The 25,201-nt window shown below is 56.9% G+C and carries 21 protein-coding genes; 5 read left to right on the top strand and 16 right to left on the bottom strand.

From position 1 onward, the window contains the following. Positions 1–108: 108 nt before the first annotated feature. The 5 genes from L6439_RS23030 to L6439_RS23050 form a co-directional block, all read right to left on the bottom strand. Complete coding sequence (locus L6439_RS23030) at positions 109–1,482, bottom strand: response regulator (RefSeq protein WP_213470704.1); 1,374 nt, start codon at positions 1,480–1,482, stop codon at positions 109–111. Further along, on the bottom strand, positions 1,457–2,926 hold the full coding sequence (locus tag L6439_RS23035; RefSeq protein ID WP_168180517.1) for a sensor histidine kinase: 1,470 nt from the start codon (positions 2,924–2,926) through the stop codon (positions 1,457–1,459). Before L6439_RS23035 ends, L6439_RS23030 begins: the two co-directional genes overlap by 26 nt. 6 nt (positions 2,927–2,932) lie before the next feature. Further along, entirely contained in the window at positions 2,933–3,925 is a 993-nt protein-coding gene (locus L6439_RS23040; RefSeq protein WP_213470702.1) for a substrate-binding domain-containing protein, read from the bottom strand. A 173-nt stretch (positions 3,926–4,098) separates the two neighbouring features. Then, positions 4,099–4,329, bottom strand: a complete 231-nt coding sequence (locus L6439_RS23045; RefSeq protein WP_168180519.1) for a cupredoxin domain-containing protein — start codon at positions 4,327–4,329, stop codon at positions 4,099–4,101. Next, positions 4,326–5,354, bottom strand: coding sequence for a TIR domain-containing protein (locus L6439_RS23050; RefSeq protein WP_168180520.1), 1,029 nt, complete (start codon positions 5,352–5,354; stop codon positions 4,326–4,328). Before L6439_RS23050 ends, L6439_RS23045 begins: the two co-directional genes overlap by 4 nt. A 187-nt stretch (positions 5,355–5,541) precedes the next feature. Here L6439_RS23050 and L6439_RS23055 point away from each other — a divergent pair, with 187 nt between their 5' ends. Then, positions 5,542–7,368 (top strand): adenine deaminase, encoded by a 1,827-nt coding sequence (locus L6439_RS23055; protein ID WP_213470700.1) that lies wholly within the window; start codon positions 5,542–5,544, stop codon positions 7,366–7,368. A 49-nt stretch (positions 7,369–7,417) separates the two neighbouring features. On the opposite strand, the gene L6439_RS23060 is transcribed toward L6439_RS23055, so the two are convergent. From L6439_RS23060 to aceA, 5 genes are all read right to left on the bottom strand, one after another. Beyond that, a complete protein-coding gene (locus L6439_RS23060) occupies positions 7,418–8,386 on the bottom strand; it encodes a metallophosphoesterase family protein (RefSeq protein WP_213470698.1) in 969 nt (322 codons plus the stop codon). Positions 8,387–8,521: 135 nt separating this feature from the next. After that, positions 8,522–9,847 (bottom strand): DRTGG domain-containing protein, encoded by a 1,326-nt coding sequence (locus L6439_RS23065; RefSeq protein ID WP_213470696.1) that lies wholly within the window; start codon positions 9,845–9,847, stop codon positions 8,522–8,524. A 145-nt stretch (positions 9,848–9,992) separates the two neighbouring features. Further along, positions 9,993–10,172 carry a hypothetical protein gene (locus tag L6439_RS23070; RefSeq protein ID WP_168180524.1) on the bottom strand — a complete coding sequence of 60 codons (180 nt, stop codon included), beginning with the start codon at positions 10,170–10,172 and terminating at the stop codon, positions 9,993–9,995. A gap of 24 nt (positions 10,173–10,196) precedes the next feature. Next, positions 10,197–11,795, bottom strand: a complete 1,599-nt coding sequence (aceB, locus tag L6439_RS23075; protein WP_213470694.1) for a malate synthase A — start codon at positions 11,793–11,795, stop codon at positions 10,197–10,199. Between the two features lie 49 nt (positions 11,796–11,844). Further along, the gene (gene aceA / locus L6439_RS23080; RefSeq protein ID WP_168180529.1) at positions 11,845–13,128 is read right to left on the bottom strand and encodes an isocitrate lyase; all 1,284 of its coding nucleotides are present in this window, start codon (positions 13,126–13,128) and stop codon (positions 11,845–11,847) included. An 844-nt stretch (positions 13,129–13,972) separates the two neighbouring features. Here aceA and L6439_RS23085 point away from each other — a divergent pair. After that, complete coding sequence (locus L6439_RS23085) at positions 13,973–14,281, top strand: hypothetical protein (protein WP_213470692.1); 309 nt, start codon at positions 13,973–13,975, stop codon at positions 14,279–14,281. Between the two features lie 299 nt (positions 14,282–14,580). After that, entirely contained in the window at positions 14,581–14,844 is a 264-nt protein-coding gene (locus L6439_RS23090; protein WP_213470690.1) for a hypothetical protein, read from the top strand. A gap of 112 nt (positions 14,845–14,956) precedes the next feature. On the opposite strand, the gene L6439_RS23095 is transcribed toward L6439_RS23090, so the two are convergent. Together L6439_RS23095 and L6439_RS23100 are read right to left on the bottom strand one after the other, a co-directional pair. Then, the gene (locus L6439_RS23095; protein WP_168180527.1) at positions 14,957–16,747 is read right to left on the bottom strand and encodes a flavocytochrome c; all 1,791 of its coding nucleotides are present in this window, start codon (positions 16,745–16,747) and stop codon (positions 14,957–14,959) included. 1,291 nt (positions 16,748–18,038) lie between these two features. Continuing rightward, the gene (locus tag L6439_RS23100; RefSeq protein WP_213470688.1) at positions 18,039–19,136 is read right to left on the bottom strand and encodes a winged helix DNA-binding domain-containing protein; all 1,098 of its coding nucleotides are present in this window, start codon (positions 19,134–19,136) and stop codon (positions 18,039–18,041) included. Between the two features lie 308 nt (positions 19,137–19,444). Here L6439_RS23100 and L6439_RS23105 point away from each other — a divergent pair, with 308 nt between their 5' ends. Further along, positions 19,445–20,596 carry a serine hydrolase domain-containing protein gene (locus L6439_RS23105; RefSeq protein ID WP_168181966.1) on the top strand — a complete coding sequence of 384 codons (1,152 nt, stop codon included), beginning with the start codon at positions 19,445–19,447 and terminating at the stop codon, positions 20,594–20,596. 80 nt (positions 20,597–20,676) lie between these two features. On the opposite strand, the gene L6439_RS23110 is transcribed toward L6439_RS23105, so the two are convergent. Next, complete coding sequence (locus L6439_RS23110; RefSeq protein ID WP_168181964.1) at positions 20,677–20,922, bottom strand: hypothetical protein; 246 nt, start codon at positions 20,920–20,922, stop codon at positions 20,677–20,679. A gap of 348 nt (positions 20,923–21,270) precedes the next feature. On the opposite strand from L6439_RS23110, the gene L6439_RS23115 reads away from it, so the two are divergent. Beyond that, positions 21,271–22,329, top strand: coding sequence for a S1C family serine protease (locus L6439_RS23115; RefSeq protein WP_213470686.1), 1,059 nt, complete (start codon positions 21,271–21,273; stop codon positions 22,327–22,329). Between the two features lie 106 nt (positions 22,330–22,435). On the opposite strand, the gene cysC is transcribed toward L6439_RS23115, so the two are convergent. Genes cysC through L6439_RS23130 form a run of 3 tightly spaced genes read right to left on the bottom strand, consistent with a single transcriptional unit; the run spans position 22,436 to position 25,177 of the window. After that, positions 22,436–22,966, bottom strand: a complete 531-nt coding sequence (gene cysC / locus L6439_RS23120; RefSeq protein WP_237096617.1) for an adenylyl-sulfate kinase — start codon at positions 22,964–22,966, stop codon at positions 22,436–22,438. After that, positions 22,959–23,849: an STM4011 family radical SAM protein gene (locus L6439_RS23125; RefSeq protein WP_213470682.1), complete on the bottom strand. Its 891-nt coding sequence runs from the start codon at positions 23,847–23,849 to the stop codon at positions 22,959–22,961. Before L6439_RS23125 ends, cysC begins: the two co-directional genes overlap by 8 nt. Continuing rightward, positions 23,846–25,177 (bottom strand): STM4012 family radical SAM protein, encoded by a 1,332-nt coding sequence (locus tag L6439_RS23130; RefSeq protein WP_168181972.1) that lies wholly within the window; start codon positions 25,175–25,177, stop codon positions 23,846–23,848. The genes L6439_RS23125 and L6439_RS23130 overlap by 4 nt, the downstream gene beginning before the upstream one ends. Between the last annotated feature and the right edge of the window lie 24 nt (positions 25,178–25,201).

Genomic DNA, 25,201 nt, shown 5'->3' on the forward strand with positions numbered 1-25,201 from the left:
ATTCCGTCCAGGCCGGGGACGGAATTGGCTTATGTCATGCGGGGACGGGCCGGCGTCACCGTACGAAATTTATCCTTCGCCGGCCCATTCCGGAGCCCGCTGCCTGAATCAATCGCCGCGATGACGGCTGCGGTATTCGGTCGGGGCCACGCCTGTCACCTTTTTGAACACGCGGCTGAAATAATTCGGATCCCGGTATCCCACCTGATAACAGATTTCCTTCAATGACAGCTTATTTTGCTCAATATAGCGGCATGCCCGGGCGATGCGGAGCTGCGTAATGTAGTCGGTGAACGTCGCTCCGGCCCGCTGCTTGAACAATTTGCTGAAGTAATGCGGACTCAGATGAACCATCCCGGCCACCTCCTCCATTGCCAGCGGCAGATGGTACCGCTCGTGGATAATGGCCTGCGCCTGCTCGATCACGGCATGCGCTTCCCGATCGCGGCTTGCCTGCACTTGATCGATCGCCGCATGAAGCGCCTCTATCGTACCGGTTCCGCTTCGGATCGCTTCAAGCTGTGCCGGACGGGAACAGCTTCCGGCCCGGACGGGAACCTGATCGAAATGAATGACCGCGGAAGAAGCGGCATTCCGGGCATAGGCCGCCGCGCAAGCCGCCTCCACATACGATTCGCGGAGCTTGGCGATGCCGAGCTTCAAGCGCCCGATTCCGATATGGACGGCCCCCTCTGCCGCTTGCCGCAGCGCAGGAACAAGCCCCTCGCTCATCGCGAGCACGTCCTCCTTCGCATATTGCGCGCCGTCCTGCAAGCGGATGAAGACCGTCATCTGTCCGCCGATAATCGGACTGACGATACAGGACAGACGGCCGGCCAGTTCATGCCTGACGGCGGTGTATACGTTCTCCAGCCGCAATCGCCGGCTCCCGCCCCCGGATGCCTCGTCCGTTCCGGGAGCGGTCACGTCGACGACCAGGGCATACCCCATCTGCAGCGGGAACTGTGCCAGCTCCGCCAGCTGCTCCACATTCCAATCCTGAACCCGGTCGTTCATCAGCATCATTGCCAGCTCGTTCTCCACCAGCGGCATCAACCGCGAGACGGTGTCCCGCAAGGCCAGCTCGCTGTCGCGCTTGCTTCGCTCCTGCTCCAGCTCCTGGACGAGCCGCCGCAAGATGCCGATGATCTGTTCCTTCTTCGCGGGCTTCACGATATAGTCTTTCACTCCCAAGGCAATGGCCTGCTTCGCATAGGCGAAATGATCATACGCCGTCACCAGCACCATCTTCACCCGGCTGTGAACCGCCTGGATGTCCTGCAGCGCTTCCAGCCCCTGAATGCCCGGCATCTTCACGTCCATCATTACAATATCCGGATGATGCCGTTCCGCAAGCTCTATCGCCCGGCGCCCGTTGGGCGCATGAATCACCTCGAAGCTGTCCGGCATGGCGCGGGTAATCATCAACTCCAGCCCTTCCCGTTCCAACGCTTCGTCATCCGCAATTAACAGACGGTACATCCGCTTCCCCCTCCTCATAAATGGGCAGCCGCAGCCTGACCGTGGTGCCTCTCCCGATCTCGCTCTCCAGCTCCACGATATCCTCCCGGCCATAGAAGAGCTGCAGCCGCTTGAATACGTTCTGCAAGCCGAGCCCGGTCGAGCGCTGCGCTTCGTCCCGGGAGCGGGCGCCCGCTTGCGGCCCGCCCTCGCCCAACAGGGAGGCCCGGGTCGCCTCATCCATCCCCGCTCCGTTATCCGCGATGATCACGGTTACTTCCGTATCCGAGCGGATAATCGACAAGCGCACGGCCGCGCCTTCTTCCATGCCCTCGACGCCATGAATGAACGCATTTTCGACGATGGGCTGCAGCGACAGGCAGGGAATATATTGCGCCAACGCCCGCTCGTCGATGCTCATCTCGCAGCGGATGCGATCGCGGAAGCGCGCCTGCTGAATCGTGAAATATTCCGCGGTATGGTCCACTTCCTCGCGCAGCGTCACCGGGCTATCCAGCTTGCGTAAATTGTAGCGAAGCAGATTCGAGACGGACACGGTCAAGTCGCTCGTCCGGTCGGCTCCCTCGATCAGCGCCAGCTTCGACAGCGCATTGAGCGTATTGAACAGGAAATGCGGGTTGATCTGGCTCTGCAGCGCCCGCAGCTCCAGTTCCTTGACGAGACGCTCCCGCTCCAGATGCTCCATATCCTTGGCAATCAGCTTGCGGATATTGGCCAGCATATGCCGGAACGCCTCGGACAAAATCCGGAATTCATCGTCTTGCCGGAACACCGGAGGCGCAATCTGCAGATTGCCCTTCGCGATCTGCTTGGCGGTGCGGACGAGCATATGTATCGGGCGGGTGATGCTCCGCGACAGCCAGATGACGAAGACGATGCTGAGCAGCAGGCTGACCCCGAACAGGGCGAGGCCGATCTTGTTCATCTGACGCGTATTTTGCAGAAGCTGCCGATAATACGGCTGATAGCTGCTCAGCTCCAGATCGACGAGCGACTGGCCCTGATCCCGAATGAATCCCGCGATTTTTTCCGTATCTTCATACAAGACGGCAAACGAACGCAAGCCTCGCACATCGGTCGCTCCCAGCACCTCCTCCGCTTTTTCCAAGAAGGAGTCAAGCATATGATCATAATTCCGGACGGAGATCTCGTTGTTGTCCGTCTCCGCCTGCCCGGCCAGATTCCGCTTCAAAGCAAGCAGCTCCTCCTGCTGCGCCGCCAGCTCGCGGTATGTCGCTTCCTGCTGGTCGATTAAGTAGCGGCTGAGCGTGCGAAGATGCTGCTCCGTCTGCTGGGCAATCTGCTTGTACAACAGAATGCGATCCATCATCAGGTTATAGCTCTCCTGCATCATCCGGCTGCTGAAAGATATAAAATAAGTGACGGCGCTGACCAGGATGACAAGAAGAGGAATAAAAACGAAAAGCTTCGTGCGGATATTCATCGTGCGTCACTCCAATCGGATTCCGTCCTTCGTCAGTATGTCCGTATCCATCAGATGATGGGGCGGCGCGCTTTTTCCTTCCAGCACATCATGAATGATCGAGACGCTGTCATAGCCCATCCGGTACGGCTTCTGAATGATGCTGGCCGCGATCTCGCCGCGGGCAATCGCCTGCTTCGTCTCCTCGATGTCATCGAAGCCGAAAATGAGCAAATCGTCCCGGCCCGTGCTCTTGGCGGCCTGCAAGATGCCCGCTCCGTCCAGCGCGCTCATCCCGGCGATAATGGCAATATCCGGATGCAAATACAGCATCTCCGACGCTTTCTGGGCCGCTTCAACCCGTGAAATATTCGACACCCGGACATCGACGATTTGCAGCGAGCGGTGCCGGCTGATGACCGAGCGGAATCCGTCCAGCCGCAGCGTCTGATTCTCGGCCAGATTGCTGCCGATAAGAACGCCGATTTTGGTCGTCGAACGATCGGAGAAGGCGCGGCCGGCTTCGGCCACGATCTCGCCCAGTCTCCTGCCCGACTCATAATTGTCCGTCCCGACGTAGGTGAGCCGCTTGCTGTCCGGCGCATCGGCATCCACGGTAAGGACCGGGATGCCCTGTGCCACCGCTTGGTCGATCAACCGGGTATAAGCAATGCTGTGAATGCCCTGCAGCAGAATCGCATCCACCTTCGCGGCGATGGCTTTCTCCAGCAGCATCGTCTGCTCCTCCGGGTTGATGCGGAGCGGCCCGACATATTCCAGGGCCATACCCAACCGGTTCGCCGCATCTCTCGCCCCCTGCTCGATCATCCGCCAGTACGGATTATCCAGCTCCTGGGAGATCAGCATCACATGGGGCTTGCCGGATGCCCCGGCCTCCGCCTCGCTCCACTGCCGAATCAACGCCTGATTGCGGTAGGTGGATGACATGAACTCAAAGAGCAGATAAAGAAAGGACAGGAGCAGCAAGCCAAGAACCGCCGCCCATCTTTTATCTGACATGGATCATCCCTCCCAACAATAATTGAATGCGCTTACAACCCCGAACATCGTGATCTGCATGCACTGGCCATCCCGCGACCGGCTCTGCACCCGGTGCGAAGATCTAAAAAAGATGACTCCTCGCTGAAAGAAGTCATCTTGCGCCCGATTCCCGGGATGAATTCATTATCGGTTTATGCGAATGAAGGCTTGGTTCGATCGACTTCGCCGCTGAGCACCTTCACATATTCTTCGTCCGAGCCTTCGACGGAAGGGCCAATGTAGACAATAGCTGCCGCGTTATGCTGACCGCTTCCGCGAATGCCTTTCTTCCTGGAACGGCCAAATGGACCTCTTGCCTGGCGGTTAAGCTTGTTGATTCCGGCGCTTCCCTTATGCAAGTGAATCGGATGATCGCCCGTCATGCGGAATCACCTCCAATTAAGTGGTCAATGGTTCGCAGCAAATCATTGTTCAGCTGTACAATCGCGGCTAGTTCGGATTCCTCAAGCAGCCTCTGCCCGGCGAAATGCACGGACAGCACGTGCTCTCTACCAAGAGGATAGCATAGCACATAAACCAGCGCAAGCTCCTCGCGCTTGAAAAACGACCATTTTCCGTTAAGAAAGACATCTATCACGTAAATTTGGTGATCCTTGTCCTGCCGGCGCTCCGCGGCGCTGAACGAGAAAAACTGCCCTCTCCCTACATTACCCGCCACCTGCCCGATGCCATCAAGGCCTTGCTTGCGCCATAGCGCCGCCCCCGTGACGCGGAACCCTTGCGGAGGCATGATGGAGTTGCGGACGGCCTCATACAGCGCTTCGTATTTCTCCTGAGAGTTGACGGCCGCCAGATTGCGAGTGTATTCCCAGAAAAAGTGAAGCAAGCTTTGCTTCTGGAGCAGTTCCGTTTCTTTGGCAGCCAACAAGTCACGGGGGTTTTGAAAAAATCCTTCCTCTTTAATCCTGCGGATCAGCTGCTGGCAGGCGACCGACACGGCCGCCTCATGCTTGTTATCCGTCCGCAGCTCATAGCTCAACAGCGTAAGCCCCTGCAGATCGGAGAGCACGTGAAATTCATGGATCGTCTTCCCTTCTATCAGATCGCTTCGTTCCCGGACTTGGCCGGGAATGACGGCGAACACTCTGCTCCGCCCGAGCTTTCCCCAAAAAAGCCCCATCTCGAACAACGTATTGTCCCGCGGGACAAACACATATTTCCCGCGGTGCAATGCGACATCATCCGGCGCGAAAACGAAAATACCAAAATCATGCTGCTCAAGTTCCCTCTCCAGTGTCTCCATCGTATATTCATTTCCGCCAAATGCCCCGGCATACCAAGGGGAAACCTGGCCGTAATAATTCAGTTGCGAATGAACGGCGTTCGCGATGTCAATCGCTTCCCTCGATGAGCCGATAAATATATTCGGTTTCGCAGAAATGGACACAAGCGCAGCTCCTTTTTGAACTTGATAGCCTTAATTATACTATGATTTACCAATTCTGTGTGAGAACAAAGCGATGAAACCGCTTTTTCATCCGATTCCCTTCAATCCGTCAACGTGTAGAAAATGTTTCCTTGATCTATACTTATGCTGTTCCCATAATTTTTAAGTCATCAAAGGAGACGACACAATGAACACTAGCAACCGCTTTGCCCGGCCTCATCTGGCCGAATGCGTGCCCGGCCTGGTCGCGACGGCGAGAGGGGACAAAAAGGCAACCCTCGTCATTCTGCGCGCGAAGCTCGTCAATGTATGCTCCGGGGAGATTCAGGACGATATGTCCATCGGCGTGCAGGGCTCGCGCATTGCCTTCGTCGGCAAGGATGCGAGTCATATGATCGGGGAGGACACGAAAGTAATCGATGCGGCCGGCCGCTATGTCGCGCCCGGACTGCTCGACGGCCATTGTCATATCGAGAGCAGCCAGATCACGCCGTCGCAATTCGCGCGGGCCGTGCTCGTCACCGGCACGACCGGCGGCTTCTTCGACGCCCACGAGATTACCAATGTTCTCGGCCTGCCCGGCCTGCGCCTGATGCTGGACGAAGCGAGAACGACGCCGCTCGCGGCCTATATGCAGGTCGCTTCCTGCGTGCCGTCGACAGGACCCGAGCTGGAGACCAGCGGCGCTTCGATCGGCCCGGCCGAAGTGGCGGAAGCCTTCACCTGGGGGCCGGATATGATCGCCCTTGGCGAGGTGATGAACTTCCCGGGCGTCGTGTACAGCGATGAGAAAATGATCGGCGAAATCCAGGCGGCCTTGCGCGCGGGCCGGGTCGCGGACGGGCACTATACCTGGCCGGTCGACGACTGGAGAATCTCCGCGTATGCGGCGAGCGGCATAACCGGATGCCACGAGAGCGTCAAGGCGGAGGATGTCATCGAGCGGGTGCGCCGCGGCATGTACGCGAAGATGAGACGCGGCTCGGCCTGGCATGACGTCGCCGAATCGATCAAGGCGCATACCGACTATGGCATCGATACGCGGCGCATGATTCTCGTCACCGACGATCGCAGTCCCGAATCGCTGGTGGATGAAGGGCATATGGACTTCGTCGTCCGCCACGCCATCGCTCAGGGCGTCCGTCCGGTTACCGCCTTCCAGATGGCGACTATCAACACGGCGGAGCGCTTCGGCGTCGCCCGCGATGTCGGCACGATCACGCCCGCCTCGTTCGCCGACATCATTATCCTCGAGGGCAACCTGGCCGACGTCAATGTCGCCATGACGATCGCCGCCGGACAAGTCGTGGCCGAGAACGGACGCATGGTCGTCGATCTGCCGGAGTTCAGCTATCCGGAGGAAGCCATTCGTTCGGTGCATCTGGCGCGGGAAGTCCGTGCGGACGACTTCGTCATTGCCTGCCCGGGTTCATCCGGGGAGCGGAAGGCAAGAGCGATTCAAGTGCGGGAGAATCATGTCGATACGAAGGAACTGATTGTATCCGTCCGCATCGAGGACGGCCGCGTGGCGCTGCGCCGAGAGGATGGCCTGTGCAAAATCGCCGTCATCGAGCGCCATCAAGGAACCGGCAACCAGTCGCTCGGCCTCGTGTCCGGCGTCGGCTTCCAGGTTCCGGCCGCCATCGCGACGACCGTCGCCCATGATTGCCACAACCTGATGGTAATCGGCAACTCCGACACGCTGATGGCCAAGGCGGCCAATACCGTGGCCGGTATGCATGGGGGCATCGCCGTCGTCACGGAGGATGCGGTCGTGAAGCTGCCGCTGCCGGTGGCCGGCCTGATGTCCCATGCGCCGTTCGAGGAGGTCGCCGAACAATCGCGCGCCATCAGCAAGGCGCTGTACGATGCGGGCTGCACGATGAACTACGCGTTCATGACTCTGTCCCTGCTGGCGCTGATCGTCGTGCCGGAGCTGCGCCTGTCCGATCTCGGGCTGATCAAGACGACGGAGCAAGGCTTCGTTGAGGTTCCGCTGTTCGTGGAAGAATAATTGGACCTGAAAACAGGCAGCCGTCCCGCGGGATGGCTGCCTGCTTCTATTACGCGCGAACCTCGGGGCGATGCTCCGGCTGTGCGCCAACGGTCTGGCCGTCGCTCTCGCGAATCCATGTCTCGAAGCCGCGTTCCCCGGCCTTCAACTGAATGACGCGCGCGCCCGTCGGGAAATGATCATTCCGTTCTCCATCCACGAAGCTGACATATTGCGCGGACCTGCCGTAGCAGAGACGGATGCCGTGCAGCGTCCCGCAGAAATCATTCGCGTGATCATGCCCGACGAAGGTGCCCATCACATCTCCCATCTCGAGCATCGCCGCGAACAGGCCCGAATTCACCGCGGGCGAGCATATCGGCTCCATCCGATGGCCCACGCATGTCTGGGTAGTCCACGCCTCCTGATACTCCGGCAGCGGAATGTGGAAGAATGCGAGCGCCGGCAGCGGCTGCCCGCCGTTCTGCGCAATCAGCGCCCGCGACTGCCGGATATACCATTCAATCTGATCGTGACGTATCCAGTCATAGCCGCCCACCTGGCGCAGCGGCGAATAATCTCCGCTATCCAGGAAATAAAGGGCGGCCGCCGCCGTGCCGCTCTGATCGGCGATCGTGAGCACATAGTTCCCGTTACCGCTAACTCCAAGCGGATCAGGCTGGGCGGCGCAGTACCTGTAAGACAACTGCGCTTCATGCATTTGCCGCCTTGTCGCCGCGCCTTCCGAATCGTGATTGCCGAATACGAACGCCCACGGAATCCGGTGCCGCTCCAAGGTCATCGCCGCTTTGTCCAGGAAGTATAACGGATCTCCCTTCGCGCTCGCCGTCACGTCTCCCGCGATGACAACGAGATCGGGCCGCTCGGCTTCGATAATCCGATCCATCCCGGCCCGCGTCATATCATCGATATTTTGGGGTTCCTCCAAGTTGAATCCACTTTCCACGCAGAACTCCGTATCCGAGAACTGGACAATCTTGAATGTCCCATCCCCGCGGAACGCCAACGTCTGACTCATTACCGGCAGCCTCCTTCTGTCGGATCCCGATCACCCGAATCGGGATATCGCGTTATGGCCGGAAGTATACCATGGTCCCTCCGCCTGCTCAATATACGATAATCCCCGGGCAAGCATTTTTCGCGAAGCGGCGCGCTAATCCAAAATTCGGGCCGTCACCATCGCCTTGACTACGCGCTGCCCCGCGACGAACATTTCCACTTCGATCTTGCAGAACCTGCGGCTCAGTTCAATGACCGCCGGAACCATTTCCACGATGTTTTCGATTTCGATCGGCGCCAAATAATAAACGGAGGTGTGATCGATAAGCAGATCCTTCTTCTTATGCTGCTTAATCGTGCGGGTGACGGCAAGGGTGATCATGCTGCCCAGGATGCCCTCGGAGATGTAGCCCATCTGATTGATCATCGAGGTATGAACAGGACCGCGGAAAGAAAGTCCGCCGTCTTCGCCCCGAATCTCCTCGAACGCCGACCAGATCTGATCCTCCAGCGTCTCCCCCTGTTGAGGCTGCGAATGAACCGACTGCATCGCTTTCAAAATATCCTTGCGGCTAATCACGCCGATCAGCTTCTTCTCCCCGTCTACGACCGGGATCAGCTCAATGCCTTCCCATACCATCATATGGCCCGCGGTCGCAATCGAGGTATGAGGCATGACCGTAATCGGATGGGGGCTCATTAAATGCTCGATTCGTTCGTTGTCGGAAGCGCCGATAATGTCCTTGGCGATGATCATGCCCACGGGCCTGTTCTCATCATCCACCACGGGAAAGCGGTTGTGATCGGTTTCCTCGATCAGCTGTTTCAGATGCCCGACCGTTCTCGACTGGTGAATCGAGGTCAGCGGAATGTCTTTTCGAATAATATCGCCGACCAAAATAATCTGCTTCTTGATCATCCGCTCGGATAAAGCCCGGTTCAGGAGGGCAGCCACCGTAAAGGTGTCGTATTTGCAGCTGATGACCGGAAGCGCCAGCTCGTCCGCCAGCTCGCGAACCTCCGCCGGGGTATCGAAGCCTCCCGTAATGAGCACCCCTGCGCCCAAGGTCAGCGCGCTGTGATGCGCCTTGTTCCGGTTCCCGACAATCAGCAGATTTCCCGGTTCAATGTACCGCATCATCGCTTCGAGCTGCATAGCCCCGATCACGAACTTGTTCAGCGTCTTGTCCAGGCCCGCTGTGCCGCCCAGCACCTCTCCGTCCACCAGACTTCGTATTTCTTCGAAGGTCAGTCTGTCGATATGCTGCGGCTCTTTCTTCTCGATGCGGACGGTGCCCGTGCGCTCTCTCGTGCTGACGATCCCCCGGCCCTCCGCTTCCTTGATGGCGCGGTAAGCCGTCCCCTCGCTCACGTTCAAGGCCTGCGCGATTTTGCGCACCGAAATGCGCGTCCCGATGTCAAGCTCTTCAATGTATTGGATAATCTGCCCGTGCTTCGTCATCATTTCGTGAGAATTCATAAGCTATCCCCTCTGTTATATAGCGGAATACCTCTATTATATAGCATGGGGAAAATATTGAAACGGAAGCGGAAAAAGAAAATCTCCAACAGGCCCGTTCTTTCCTCGAGCAGGCTCTGTTGGAGATCAGCTTGCGATCAACTAATTAATCATTGCGGTAGCAATAATAATTGGTAATGAAATAGTGCGACAGCGGCAAGGAGGACTGCTGGACTTCCTCGCTGCTCGAATGATAATACAAATCCAAAAATACGGGGGACAGCGGATAAAACGCCGTGTGCTCCATCGTCTCGTCTGTCTCGTGTTCAACCTTGTTCATCGCCATATGCGTGAACCTCCTTTTGCGAAATTAGGATAAGTGCGTATAACCCGGTTGGGTCAAAAACGGCTCAAACGTATCGGCAACCGTCATCTCGCGGAACAGAGAGGCGGCCAGCGCCAGCCGGGAGCCGGGAACTTGCTCTTCGCCGATCCGAAGCCGGAGGTGTTCCAGCTCTTCCTGAAAGAGTTGATCGAAGAGCTCGATCGTAACTTTGCGCCCATCGTCGAGCACGCCCCGCGGATGATGTATCCACTGCCAGAGCTGGGCTCTCGAAATCTCGGCGGTCGCGGCATCCTCCATCAAATGGTTGATCGGCACCGCGCCCATTCCTCGCAGCCATGCCTCCAAATATTGAATGCCGACCGACACGTTCATTCTCACGCCGGCCTCGGTAATCGGCCCTTGAGGAACCTCCAGCAAATCCGCCGCGGTGATCTCGCGCTCCGGCAGCTTCCCGAGCTGGTTCGGTCCTGGCATATGGGCATCGAACACCTCCATGGCGATCGGCACAAGACCGGGGTGCGCCACCCATGTGCCGTCATGGCCGTTCCGCGCTTCCCGCAGCTTATCCTTCCGCACCTTCTCCAGGGCCGCTTCGTTGGCCGCCGGATTGTTCTTGATCGGAATCTGGGCTGCCATGCCCCCGATACAGTAGGCTTGGCGCCGATGGCACGTCTGGATGGCGAGCAGCGAATAGGCCGTCATAAAAGGCGATTCCATCGTCACGATGGCTCTGTCGGGCAAAATGACGTCCGGCTTGCTCCGGAGCTTCTTGATATAGCTGAAAATGTAGTCCCAGCGCCCGCAATTCAAGCCGGCCGCATGATCGCGCAGCTCGAACAGAATCTCATCCATCTCGAAGGCGGCCAGAATCGTCTCGATTAAGACGGTCGCCTTAATGGTGCCGCGCGGAATGTTCAGCTCCTGCTGCGCGAATTCGAATACGTCATTCCACAGCCTCGCTTCGAGATGGCTTTCCATTTTCGGAAGATAGAAATAGGGGCCGCTTCCCTGGCGAATCAACGTCTCCGCATTATGAAAAAAGTATAGTCCGAAATCGAAGAGCGACGCCGACACTGGCTCTCCGTCGATCAACAGATGCTTCTCTTCCATATGCCAGCCCCGCGGCCGCACCTTGAGCACGGCCGGTCTGCCGTTCAGTTCATAGACTTTGCCCGCCTCGTTCACGAACCGTATCGTCCGGTTGACGGCATCGCGAAGGTTGACCTGGCCTTCCAGCGTGTTCGACCAGGTTGGGGAATTGGCGTCCTCGAAATCCGCCATAAACACTTTGGCGCCCGAGTTTAACGCATTGATCACCATTTTGCGATCCCCCGAGGGGCCAGTAATTTCCACTCTCCGATCCTGCAAATCGGCCGGGATGGAAGCAACCGTCCAATCCCCGTTCCGGACATGCGCCGTCTCCGCCAAGAAGTCGGGCCACTCCCCCTCGTCGAGTCTGTGCTGGCGCTCGTCTCTCATGCGGAGCAGCTCTTTGCGCCGCTTCCCGAACCGCCTTTCCAATGCCGCCACGAAGTCCAGCGCCTCAGGCGTCAAGATGATGCGGTGCGCATCGGAGCTGCACTCCCCTTTCAATTCACGGTGTGACTGGCTCACACGGTTCATAGGTCGAACCCCCCTTTTTAAAATGGCTGCAGTGCCGAAATATCGTTCATTACCGGCTGAATTGCTCCTGTTCGGTCGAACCCGCCAACGCCGTCGTGCTGGCCAGACCTCCGGCAATAATCTGCGTCACTTCGTCAAAATAACTGGCTCCCACTTCCCGCTGATGGCGGACCGCCTCATAGCCTTCCGCCTCGCTGGCGAACTCCGCTTGCTGCAGCTCGGAGTAGGCTTGCATCCCCCGCTCCTTGTACCCCTTGGCCAGTTGGAACATGCTGTGGTTCAAGGCGTGGAAGCCGGCCAAGGTGACGAACTGGAACTTGTAGCCCATGGCGCCCAGCTTCTGCTGGAAGGTCGCGATCTCCTTGTCGCTCAGCTTCCGCCTCCAATTGAAGGATGGGGAGCAGTTATACGCCAGCAACTTGCCGGGATAGCGGGCGTGAATGGCTTGCGCGAACCGTTCCGCCTCCTCCAGATTCGGTTCGGAGGTCTCGCACCAGACCATGTCGGCGTAAGGGGCATAAGCCAGGCCCCGCGCTATCGCTTGCTCCAGTCCCGCCCTGACGTAATGGAAGCCTTCCGTCGAACGTTTTCCGGTCAGGAAAGGCCGATCGTTGCCGTCGATGTCGCTGGTGAGGAGCTGCGCCGCATTCGCATCCGTCCGGGCAATGAGCACCGTATCCACCCCCATCACGTCCGCCGCCAGCCTCGCGGCGATCAGATGGCGAATCGCCTGACCGGTCGGGAGCAGCACCTTGCCGCCCATATGGCCGCATTTCTTCTCCGAGGCAAGCTGGTCCTCCAGATGGACCGCCGCGGCTCCCGCTTCGATCATGGCCTTCACGAGCTCGAATACATTCAACGGGCCTCCGAAGCCGGCCTCGGCATCCGCGATGATGGGCGCGAAGAAATCGATGTCATTCTTGCCCTCGGAATGCTGGATATGATCGGCGCGCTGCAAGGCCTGATTGATTCGCTTCACGACATGGGGAACGCTGTTCGCCGGATACAGACTCTGGTCGGGATACATCTGTCCGGACAGGTTCGCATCCGCCGCCACCTGCCATCCGCTGAGATAGATGGCCTTCAGTCCCGCTTTGACTTGCTGCACGGCTTGATTGCCGGTCAAGGCCCCCAGCGCATGAATATAGTCTTCCGAATGAAGCAGATCCCACAATTTCGCGGAGCCGCGCCGGGCCAATGTATATTCGATTTTCACAGACCCCCGCAATCTCAGCACGTCTTCCGGCGAATATGGGCGCCGGATGCCCTGATAACGGGCTCCAGACCAATGTTCCTTCATCTGCTCAAGTTCCGTTCTCCCTGTTCCGCTCATCGTCAATCCCCTCCATGATTCTAATTTCATTCGCTTCATGCTTCCTGCTCCAGGTAACCGTTGCCGGAGCACCGGCTGCAAGGAAGAAACCGCCTGCCCTCGCATAGCGGGCAATCCTGATGTTCCTGGCCTTCAGTCATCGGGCTCATGCATTTAAAGCAGTCCAAATCGCCATTGCCGCCGCATACAGGACAATCCATGCCGTGCACCCCCTCTTTACTGTTATATAACAAAACTGTTTTGTTGAGGTCATTATATAACACTGGAAAGAACTGTTCAATACTGTTTTTGAATTTTTTTCTTGTTATATAACAAAATTAGGCAGCCTTCCTCAGATCGAATCACTGCAGCCAAAAAAGCAAAAAAGCCTGCACCTCGGTCACAAGATGCAGGCGTCTTCAGGCCAAAGGCTTGCTTTAACGCCCGGCCCCATGCCAAAAGCCGCAGCTTGACGCTGCGGCTTTCAGACTGTCGACAAAGTCCTGTCGACCGTCTTTTTTCTTAGGAAGGGCGGGGCCGGGGAAGGCAGAACAGGTTGGTTAGGTTAGGGCTAGCTGGTCCCTGCGTGAAGCTTGATGGTCTGCGCATCTGCGCATGAAGCAAGCTGATCTCCGTATGAAATTGCTGCACAGGCGCAGCATTTTTAACCTCAATAGGCTAAATTCCGAGAAAATCCTGCGAAATTACATTATTCCGCCATTTTAAACGCTAATTATGACTCGCCGTGTGCTAATTGCTGTATTTTTGCAGTAATCGTATTTTCGCAACCGCGTGTCAAGGAAATTACTGCATTTTTGCAGTATTGGTGGAGCAGGTGACTGGAGTGGCGGGAGATACTGCAGTATTGGTGCAGCAGGTGACTGGAGTGGCGGGAGATACTGCAGGATTGGTGCAGCAGATGACTGGAGTGGCGGGAGATATTGCAGGATTGGTGCAGCAGGTGACTGGAGTGGCGGGAGATACTGCAGGATTGGTGGAGCAGGTGACTGGAGTGGCGGGAGATACTGCAGTATTGGTGCAGCAGATGACTGGAGTGGCGGGAGATATTGCAGGATTGGTGCAGCAGATGGCTGGAGTGGCGGGAGATATTGCAGGATTGGTGCAGCAGATGACTAGAGTGGCGGGAGATACCGGGGATTTAGTGAGTGGATGACCGGAGCTGCAGACTCTGCAGACGTTCTGGCCGGGAACGATGGAAGGTGATATGGAGATGTATTTGCGAACCAATCAGACCTTGAAGGGCGTTTCGGAGCGGCTGCGCGCCAGGATGAATCATCACCATCCGCTCGCCGCGGCTGAATTTTTTGCGTTCTGCCGCAGCAATCCGTGTTTGCCGGACTTCATACCGCTTCATTTCTATCCGTATGACTATATCGAAGAGGTGCTTTATGCCGAACTGGCCGCTCCGCTGGGGCTCCCTTTGCATCGAGACCGAATAGCGGAGGAGTTCATATGGGGATCTCTCCGAATCCGGTGTACTTGCGAGACATGCTTGCGCAGGAGATGAGGCTGCAGGCCGAGCAAGGGTTGTCTGACAAGGAGTTGGTTCTCACGGAATGGAATCCGCCGCCTATCAGGGAATTGCTGAATGACACCGTGTACAAGGCGGCCTATCTCGGCAATGCCATTGTCGACAGGCTTGTTTTTTATGAGATAATTTCAAGCATTCACCGCCTTTTAATAGGGTATAACATAGGAAATTTCGTCTTTAAATAGGGATAAAAACGTAAAAAAACCCCGAGGTTGCAGTATTCGCGTGAGTTTGTCTACAACCTGAAAGCCGCAGCTTGATGCTGCGGCTTCGCTTCGGCTTCTTTCCCTTTGCTATTTATTTGACCGCTTGCTGGCCGGCGATGCGCCCGAAGGTGATGGCATCGGCAATCGCATTTCCGCCAAGCCGGTTCTTGCCGTGAATGACGCCCGTGACCTCGCCTGCGGCGAATAGGCCCGCAATCGGCTGGCCTTGCTCGTTCAGCACCTGTGTCGTCTTATTGATCACAAGTCCGCCCATCGTATGGTGAACGGAAGGCACCGCTTTTTGAATATAATAAGGCCCTTTGCTCATATCCTTCAATCCCGCGCGGTGGTTGAAGTCCTCGTCTTTTCCGGACTTGGCGAATTTGTTGACGCGGTCGATTGTCGCCTGCAGCGCTTCCGGATCGATTTTGAAAAATTCGGCCGCTTCTTTCAGCGTATCGGCTTTATACAAAAGGCCGTCTTTGACGAGCATTTCATATTCGTCTTTATGCGTGTCGACGGTTTTGCTGATGTCTCCAATTTCCTGGTTCCACAACTGGTAGGCATAGCCGCCTTCCTGGGCCAAAATCGCCTTGGAAATGACATCGCGGCGTTCCAGCTCTTCGACGAAACGCTGGCCGCTCTGATTGACGAGAATCGCTCCGTCAAAACGGCTGTCCGCCACAAGCGAGATCACGCCGGTCTTCGGATTGCATACCGGATAAGTCTGAATGCTCTCCATATTGGTCAGGGCGGCGCCGACCGCCTGCGCCATCACGATTCCGTCTCCCGTCGTTCCCGGGGCATCCGTCGTCATATATTTTTCATCGTATTCCGGATTATATTGCTTTCTCATTTCGACATTGGATCCGAAGCCGCCCGATGCAATAATGACGCCTTTGTTGGCATGGAAGGTGATGGTGCCGCCGTTCGCTCCGGCTGCTTCGACGCCGATCACTTTACCGCTCTCATCCGTGAGCAGCTTCTCGGCCTTCGTATTTGTCTTCAGATCGATGCCCATCTCGTCCAGTTGCTTTTTCAGCTTCGTAATCAGTTCGGCGCCCGTATGCCCTTCCGGAATGAGCGCGCGCTTGACGGAATGGCCGCCGAATTGGAACAGGTGATCCTCCAGGAAGTTCACCTTCACCGCATCCTTCAGCCATTCTGCCGCCGCGGTCGCGTTCTCGGCCAGGACGCGGACCATTTCCGGATCGCCGGCATTATCTCCGCCTTTGAGCGTATCTTCAATAAACAGATCGGTGCTGTCTTCAATGCCCAAGTTTTTCTGCACCCATGTGTTGGCCGCATTCATTTCACCGCCCGAAATCAGCGTGTTGCCGCCTACGCTAGGCATTTTCTCCAGCAGCACCACCGAAGCGCCGGCCTGCTTCGCTTCCAACGCCGCACTGAATCCGGCGCCGCCAGCCCCGATAATGACGACATCATATGTCTGCTCTGCCGGCTCGTCTGTCTGGGTTTTTCCAGCCGCCTGCTTCGCAACGAGCGTCAAGCCCGCCTTCGCTACCGCATCCTTCACCGCGTCGATGTAGCCTTGGCTTGTGACCGTCGAGCCGCTGATCGCATCCGCCTCCGCGCTGTTCGAGGCGATCATGATCTCTTTCAGCTCTTTATATACCGGCTCGGCCAACACCTCGTTTTCTTTCTGCTCGAGCACTTTAATATCTTTAATCTCATCGTTCTCAAACGTGACCTCAACCTTAATCGTACCGTGCTTGCCATCGCCTTCCCCGATGGATGTTACGATCCGATCCCCTCCATTATTGGCCTCCTTGCCATCTTTGTTCCCGCTCCCGCATGCCGCCAGCATCGCGACCATACACAGGACAAGCATCATTAGTCCCGCTTTTTTCATCCTCTTCATCTCGCTTAAACCCCTTGTCTTCTCTTGTTGTGTTTGTCTGCAGCGTAACAGTACTGTGCACCACATCCTCATGATAGCACAGGAATTCCTGCTTATTAGTGAAAGTAATCACTTTCACTATATAAAATCGTAAATACTAATGAATAAACTACTGCCCCTTGGGCAGGGATCGCCAGAAGCTGCTCCTCATTGCTGCCAAAGTGCAGGATTCCTCGGTAATGAACGTTTGTTGGAAAAGAAAGTGCTGCAAATATCAGGCTGTTGAGAAAGAAGTTTTGAGTCGGAAAATGGATATTTCCACCATCCTGAAAACTGCACCATTTCCCTAGACACGCCCATCCGGCAGTCGAAATCCGCAAAACTCCACGATTTCTCCAGACGCTCCTATTCAGTAAGCGAAATCCTGCATAAATACAGCAATTCGATATGGATGACTAGTCCAGAAACGGAATCCTGCAAAATTACAGGAATTTCACCCGTTTCGCTTCGGCTTGAAGCAAAAGGGCCTAAAATGATGTAGATTTGCAGCAATTCCTCGGGATGTGGACTCATTAAGCCGAAATTCCTGTAAAATAGCAGCAATTTCCTCCGCACGTCCAAGCCCCAGGAGGCAACGATGCTTCGAGCAGGCCGATAATGCTTCCAGCAGGCCGGATAATGCGATGATGCCCCCAGCATCCGACGCGGTCGCTTGGATCCCGTAAAATCAGGCCATTGAGTAGTCTATGGGGCTTTTTACTTGTGATTGATCTCTTCTCCCAGTAGAGAAAATCGATTTAAAACGCTCTAAGAGCCAAAGTTTGGATGAGGAAAATGGACCATCTCCACCCCTTCACAAAATAAACAGGGGTTTTCCAACAGCCTGAAATATGCAGCATTTTCGTCTGCCCCCTTTGCTGGAAAAAAGAATCCTGCAAAAAGGCAGGATTTTCATCCGTTTCGGCTTTAACGCAAGGTATAGGTAGGAAAATGATGTATTTTTGCAGGAATCAGTAAAAAATTCGCCTTTCAAAGGAGTAAATAGTGTAATTTTGCAGGATTGGTACTGCCGTGCAGCGTGCAACGTCCTTCAGGACATAGAGATGCGCAGGGCATGGCTTTTATTCGCTATTCGCCGCGCTTCATTCGCCACCGGCGATTCATAGCGCGCCCTCGGCCTGAAGCGCCGTGCCGCTGCGCACAAAAAACTGCAGCCCCGGCCGGGATGCAGCTTCGGTTTATGCTCCCGCTTCGAACGCGGCGGGCGTGACAATCAACGGCGCATTCGAGGTCGGAAATTACGGAAGAAGGGTTAGCCGTCAGCATGATGCAGCCGAGAGCTTTGATGAAAAAAAGAGGCTGTTATCTCCGCTTCGCGGCGGAGTTCGGCCCGCAAACCTTCATCTGCATCCCCAAACAGGCGCATGTCCACTTTTTTACCTTTGACTCTCCATGTTCCCGCTATCATGCCGTGTAGCATGACAGCCGCATGGACATGGCCCGCAGCGCCATAAACCTTTTTATAATGCTCGCTTTCCATATAAAACTTTTCTTTATGCCCCAATAACAGAGGATCGAACTTCGGCAGCAGCTTCACTGTCGGAACGTCGGCCGTAGCGACTGTTCTATAGATATTTTTGTTATCGTACAGGTCGCCAATCGAAATGAGGTCGGCACTTCTATTTTTGAAGATTTTTTTGGCCAACGTGACCGTAATCCCCGACCAGTACGCAAAATCCTCGGCTCTTGCCGGACCATAAGCCTGTAAATAGCGCAACAGAATGAGGCCAAGCGCTTCTACCTGATCATACGTATGATAGACGTCGGGGCGATCCCGCAGCCACGAGCTTGTAAGATGGAATGCGATGTCCGGATCACACGGGTTCCCGTGAATCACCATCCGCTGATAAGACAAGTCCTTAAGGATGCCGCCCCACGAAGACAGTAAATAGTCGATGAGAGCAGGCTCGAGGGTCAACGATTGCTTCAGTTCGGCTTTTAACTGCTCGCGCGTCTTCGGTCCATCGGATAAGGAGGAGAGCACCGCCTCGGAGACAAGCTGCTTCTCATATTCCGTGACATGCTGATTCAGATACGTTCCCCATCGGGCCGCCCATTCCGTGCCGAGCGCGCTCCACATCAGAGCGGCATCCGCTGTTCGCATCAGATGCAGCGTCCCCCTAAGCGACCACGTCCTGATTAATTTTTTCTCGTCCGCGATTAAGAACTGGATATCATGCAAGGAGACCTTGTTCTGCATTCTGCACTGTACCGCCAGTAAGGAATGGCTGAAAATCTGCGATTGAATTCCGAACTCGTGATCCAGCAGCTCCATGACATGGGCAGCGGCGTTTTTCCGCGAAAGTTTTTGTCTGTGCAGCAGCTCTTGGCATCTGCTCCTCGTGTCCACGTTAATGCCTCCTTCCGATTTACCGCTCCCATTTTCCGCCCCCACTTACCTGGAAAAAGCTATGCGCGCCGAACCAGCATCGGCAGCCTTGTTTCCGCATACTCAAATCTGCCCGCTAGTCACCGGGTCCTGGCCTTTTATACATAGTTCCTTAACAATACCTTCTCCCAACACTTCAACACACAGCGGACAATTCCTGTTCCGTCCCCTTGAATTCATGGTAAAATTTGTACTCCCCCGCAGGGTACAGTACAATGAAGGAAGTGTCGAGCAGACGCACAGATTGATTATGGGAGGCTTGAGAAACGATGAAGACAGCTGTGCACACCGGGGGATGCGGGCCCCAATATGATCTCGCCAAGCTGGAGACGCTGCTGCACGAGGATCATATTGCCTGGAATTTCCGCAATATGGACCATATTTTGCCGAAGCGCGATATTCAAGCGCCTGCGGATAAGTTCCGATTCTCCGAGAACTTGCAAAATCTGGGCGATGTCCGTTACAGCTACAACGGACAATCCTCCACCGTCGGGGAATATATGGACAAGGTGAAAGCTACCGGTTGGCTGGTCATCAAGGATGATGTCATCGTAACTGAGCGTTATTATAAGGGATATACGCGGGAATCGACCGCCACGTCGATGTCGGTCGCCAAATCGTTCGTCTCGGCCCTGATGGGCATCGCCTTCGACGAAGGCGCGATACGGGACGTCCATGATCCGGTAACGCGGTACTTGCCGGAGCTGGCCGGAAGCGGCTATGAAGGGGCTACCATCAAAGATGTGCTGCAAATGTCCTCCGGCGTTCGCTTCAACGAAGACTACGCCGATCCCGATGCGGAGATTTATACCTTTATGAACGATGTCTTCGGGGAATCGGCGGTGCCGATCTCACAGTACGTTCGCAAGCTGACGCGCTTGCAGCCGCCGGGACATTACCAATATAAGAGCGTGGATACCGAAGTGTTATGTATGCTGCTGGAGCGGACGACCGGGAAAAAGTTATCGTCTTATTTGGAGGAAAAGCTGTGGCAGCCGCTTGGCATGGAATACGATGCTTATTGGAACACAGACCTGCACGGCAATGAGATTGCATTCGCCTTCTTGAATGCCGCTTTGCGGGACTACGCGAAATTCGGCCGCCTTGTCCTTCATCAGGGAGCCTGGAACGGCCGGCAGATCATTTCGGAGAAGTGGATGAAGGAATCGGTCATTCCCGATCGGTCCGACCTGCAGGCGGGGCAAGCCGAGGATTGCTTCGGCTATCAGTATCAGTGGTGGACACCGCTCGGCAGCGACGGCTCGGAGGTGATGGCCCGCGGCATTTACGGGCAACAGATCTATATCAATCGGCGGCATCATGCCGTCATCGTCAAGTCCGGCGTCGATCCGGCCGTCTTCAATGTTCACGACTTCGAGGCGGTCACGGCATACCGGACCATTCTTGAACATCTCGGATAACGCGTAACGTATTAGGGCGGCATCCTCATACCGGCAAAATGCAGGATGTGGATACCACGGGGGCGGTGCCCGGGCCGCAGCTACCCGAGCGGAGGCTGCAGCCGCGCAAGCCGGGTAACGATGGCCCGCTCCTTCCCCGGCTTGGCCTGCCGGTCTGCTTGTCGCTCCCGTTGGCCTGCCCGCTTCCGCTTCTCATGGAGAATGTCATAAAAGCTGGGCTTGCTGCGGGAGCGGTCTCTCCGATGCGCTGGTCTCGCGCCCGGATGCGCATACCAGGAATGATAAGGATCGTAGCGGTGCACATTGATTCGTACATCCCATAACATTGGGGATTCCTCCTCTTCATGATCAGCTTGGGGGGGGAACATTCTCTTCTCTGCCTGGCGAAAAGAACGAATAAGCTTGATTGCTTTATGCTGCTCAGGCACCGAACGACCCTCTCGACAATAAGTACCCGCCAAAATCCCTCTTCAATCAGGATCGGCCGGCAGCTGCGAGATTTCTTCCTCATTCTACTATTTCACGCCGCGCTTTGCATCCCGTCCCCCATCCAGACAGAGCCGATTGGTTCGTTGCCGGGAGGCGATTTGCTATAATACCCGTATGAGCCCTGCCGCAAGGGCATGACATATTCCAGGTTCTCTCCACGAATCTGATGCGAGGAGGAAAAAGCGATGAATCCAAGCAAGCCGAACGATGCGAAGCGATCGTCCGATCCGGCCCCGGCCGTGGAATCGGCACAGCGTTCCGTTCTAGGGAGCTCCGGAAGCGAGATCGTGGATGCCGGGGATGTCTCAGCCGCCCGCAAGGAGACGATGGAAGCTTGGGACGCGAGGGAAGAAGAGTACGGCCGGGAACAGGCCCGGGCCGGATATGCGGAAGCCTCCAGCGAACGGGAGCAGTCTGCCATAGCGCAGCGGCCCGGCGAATGGCCGCAACAGGGCTATTCGGAACCGTTAACCGCAGCAGAATTCGAGGAGTGGATTGGAGAAGGCGAGGACGAAGAGGAGGATCCAGATCCTGGTCCGCGAAGACAATGGATGACAAAATCGATCACGGTACTGCTGGCCCTGATGCTGTTCGGCAATGTGATCGCATTCTGGCCGCAGATCTATAATCTCCCTGCCCTCCGCTTCCTCCATGCGGACAAAGAATTATCGCAGAGTGAACAGATCCGGCAGTACAAGCAGGCGGTCGTCATCGTCAATGCGCGCGATCGGAAGGGTACCGGCTTCAATGTGGCCGCGGAAGGCATCATCATTACGAACCGCCATGTGATGGCGGAGGACAAGACCGGATCGGTCACGTTTCAAAACAATCAAACCTATCTCGCCGATGTGATCGCTAGCGACGCTGCCCTGGATGTAGCGGTTTTGAAGCTGCGGGAGAATACCGACTCTTTGCCTGCCCTGCCGCTGGAGACGAACTCCGGATGGCGGGAAGGCGCCCAAGTTCATATCATTGGCAACCCGCTCTCCTTCTACCATATCGCGATCGAAGGCCAGATTCTCGGTCTGGCCCCGCTGCAGCAGCGCGAGCGGCCCGTGCTGATGATTCAGGCTCCGATCCATTCAGGCAACAGCGGCAGCCCAGTCGTGAACGAGCAGGGCCGCGTCATCGCCGTCGTCTTCGCCACCTCGACCGTGAAGCAGGGCGAGGAATCGATCGATGTCGGACTTGCCATCCCGATCGAAGATGTTCGGCCTTATCTGAACGAAGCCGGTCAGGAGTAGCATTACGGCCGACCGATTTCCTTGCTGCACCATTATTTGCCCCTCACCGTCTCCGGTCCGGGAATTCGGATGCCCGCGGCCTGGCGAAGAGCCTTGAGCATGACTTCTAGGCCAGCAAGGACAGCTCCTTCAGCCGGTTAAGGGCGAGCTGCACTCCTTCCTCCACGGAGCAGCGGTCCGTCGGAAGGACAATCTCGGGGGCCTCGGGAGGCTCATACACATCCGAGACGCCGGTGAACATCGGAATATCTCCCTGCCGGGCCCGCGCGTACAAGCCCTTCGGATCGCGCCGCTCGCACTCGTCGAGCGGACAATCGACGAACACTTCGACGAAAGGCGCCAACTGCTCGCTTGCGTATGCGCGCATATCCCGGTACGGGCTGATCACCGAGACGACCGGAATAATTCCGTTGCGGGCCAGCAGCCCGCTTATATATACGATCCGGCGGATATTCTCCATCCGGTCTTCCCGGCTGAAGCCAAGCCCCTTGCCAATGGCGGCCCGAAGCTCATCGCCGTCCAGACATTCGGCCCGGCGGCCATGCGACCGGAGCGCGGACGCGATCGCATGCGCCATCGTCGTCTTGCCCGCCCCGGAGTATCCCGTCAGCCATAATGTGAATGCGTGTTCAGACAATCGTTGTTCCCTCCTTGCGCATGGAGCCATGCCGCGCAGGGATGCGTTCCAGCAATCCCTCCGCATACATTGCGCCCAGCTCCAATTCCGGCATATGAATATATCCGATATAACAGCCGCAGCTCTTCATCCCGCAGGCACGCTCTGCCGACAGTCCTTCCAGCCCGTCCCGGTACAGGTGGCCGATGACGCGCCGATCCTGATAGCAGCGCTTCACGATGCCGGAGCCCTGAACGTAGAAGACGGTCTCCCCCGCTGCGCAGGGCCGGCCGAGGCTATCGTAATCCCTCAGATTGATCGCAAAATAAGGATCGACGACCTGCAGCCGCTTCACTTCTTCCGCCGTATAATAATCCGGCCGATCCTTATAGGCGTTCACCCAGACGTACACGTCTTCCGGCAGCAAGCGCCGGATCTCCTCGATCGCGCCGAAGGCGCTTCTGACCCCGACGGTTCCGACGCTGAAGGAGATGCCCTGCTCGTACAGCCGCATGCATTGCGACAGAAAGCCGTCCAGGCTTGTCTGGCCCGGATGATACGTGACCCAGAAGGCCGCCTTGTCCCGGTTCAGCCGCTCCGTCCAATCCAACCGGCAGGACAGGTTCGTCTGAATGGCCACCTTCTCGATGTGCGGAAGCGCAGACAGCTCGGTCATCGCCTCCCTGTACCAACGGTGAATCAGCGCCTCCCCATACGGATTGAAAAACAAGGCCAGCCGATGCCCGGCTTCCTCCTGCGCCCGGATCCAGCCCATGAACGTCTCCAGCTGACGCTTGTCCTCGGCCAGCGTCTCCCTGCTGTCCTTGGTTTTGCTGAACGGGCAGTACGGACAGGCATAGTTGCAGGACGACAGCTTCCCCCGATAATAGAGCACCGCCCTCATCGCAACTCATATCCTTCCATCCGCTCTCTTACGCCGGCGGAGATCAACTCGTCCCCGATCGCGTCGGAATACGCCATCCCGAGCGTCGTCAGACGCAGCACGCCCGCTTCCAGCTCGGCCAGGCCGAGGCGAAGCAGCTGCTCAAGCTCGGGATGATCCCGCATCGCCTCGCTGCCGAAGCGCTCCGCATAGGCGGCCAGCTCCAGCCCTTCGCGATGAAGAATCGCCTTCAGCAGATAGCGCCGCTTCTGTTCCGCCTCGTTCAGCACGAAGCCGTAATCGGCCCGATCATGCCGCTCCGCTGCCACATAGTCGGCGATGATGCTTCTCGTCGCCGCTTGGCTTACCCCGTAGCGCGACGCATAATGCACGCGGCGCGTATACGAGCGGGCTCCGCAGCCCAGGCCGACCATCCCTTCCTCCTGACAGCTGAAGGGCAGAATCCGCTTGTGATCGAAGCCGTTCACCTTGGAGAAGCGCCGCATCGAGTACTGCGTATACCCCGCTTCCTCCAGCCGTTGGCGCGCCATCTCGTACAGCTCCAGCCGGATGTCCGCGCCCTGCTTGCGCATCTGATCGGGCTTCAGTATCGTATTCTCCCGCGTATACAGCGGGTAGATGAAGATCTCCCCCGGCCCGTAGGCGATCGCCTTCTCCAGCGAGTACAGCCAAGAGTCCGGCGTCTGCCCTGGCAAACCGTAGATCAGATCGACATTTACCAATGGGAAGCCGAATGCCATCAGCCGCTCCAGCGCTTCCTCGGCCAACCGCGGCTTCTGCGGCCGGTAGATCGCCGCCGCTTCTTGCTCGACGAAGCTCTGGATGCCGATGCTGACGCGGTCCGTCAGCCGATCCTTGAGGACATGCAGCCGCTCCTCCGTCACCGTGTCCGGCGATGTCTCCACCGAGACGGATGCCTGCGACGGATCCAGTCCCATCACCCGCTCCGCAATATCGAACAGCCGGTTCAGCAGGGGGGCCTCCAGCAGCGTGGGCGTCCCCCCGCCGACGGCAAAGCGGGAAAAAGGCCGGCCGGCGAACCAGGGCGCCCATTGCCGGGCCTGCCGCTCCAGCGCATCCACATACTGCTCATGCACATCGGCCCGCCGGTCCGGCAGCGTGAACAGATTGCAGAAGCCGCACCGGGCGCCGCAGAACGGGATATGCATATAGAGGAAGTAATAGTCCGTCTCCTCCCGCTTCCACAGCTCCTCCAACGGCAGCGCCGGCTCAAGGGGACGGTAAGCCGTCTTGTGCGGATACGAATACAGATACGATCGGTACGGAGCTCGCAGCCAACGCCGCCGCTCCTCTGCCAGTTCGTCCATTATTTCGCTCCTTGGCTCGTCAGC

It is taken from the genome of Paenibacillus dendritiformis (genome assembly GCF_021654795.1).
Taxonomy (GTDB): domain Bacteria; phylum Bacillota; class Bacilli; order Paenibacillales; family Paenibacillaceae; genus Paenibacillus_B.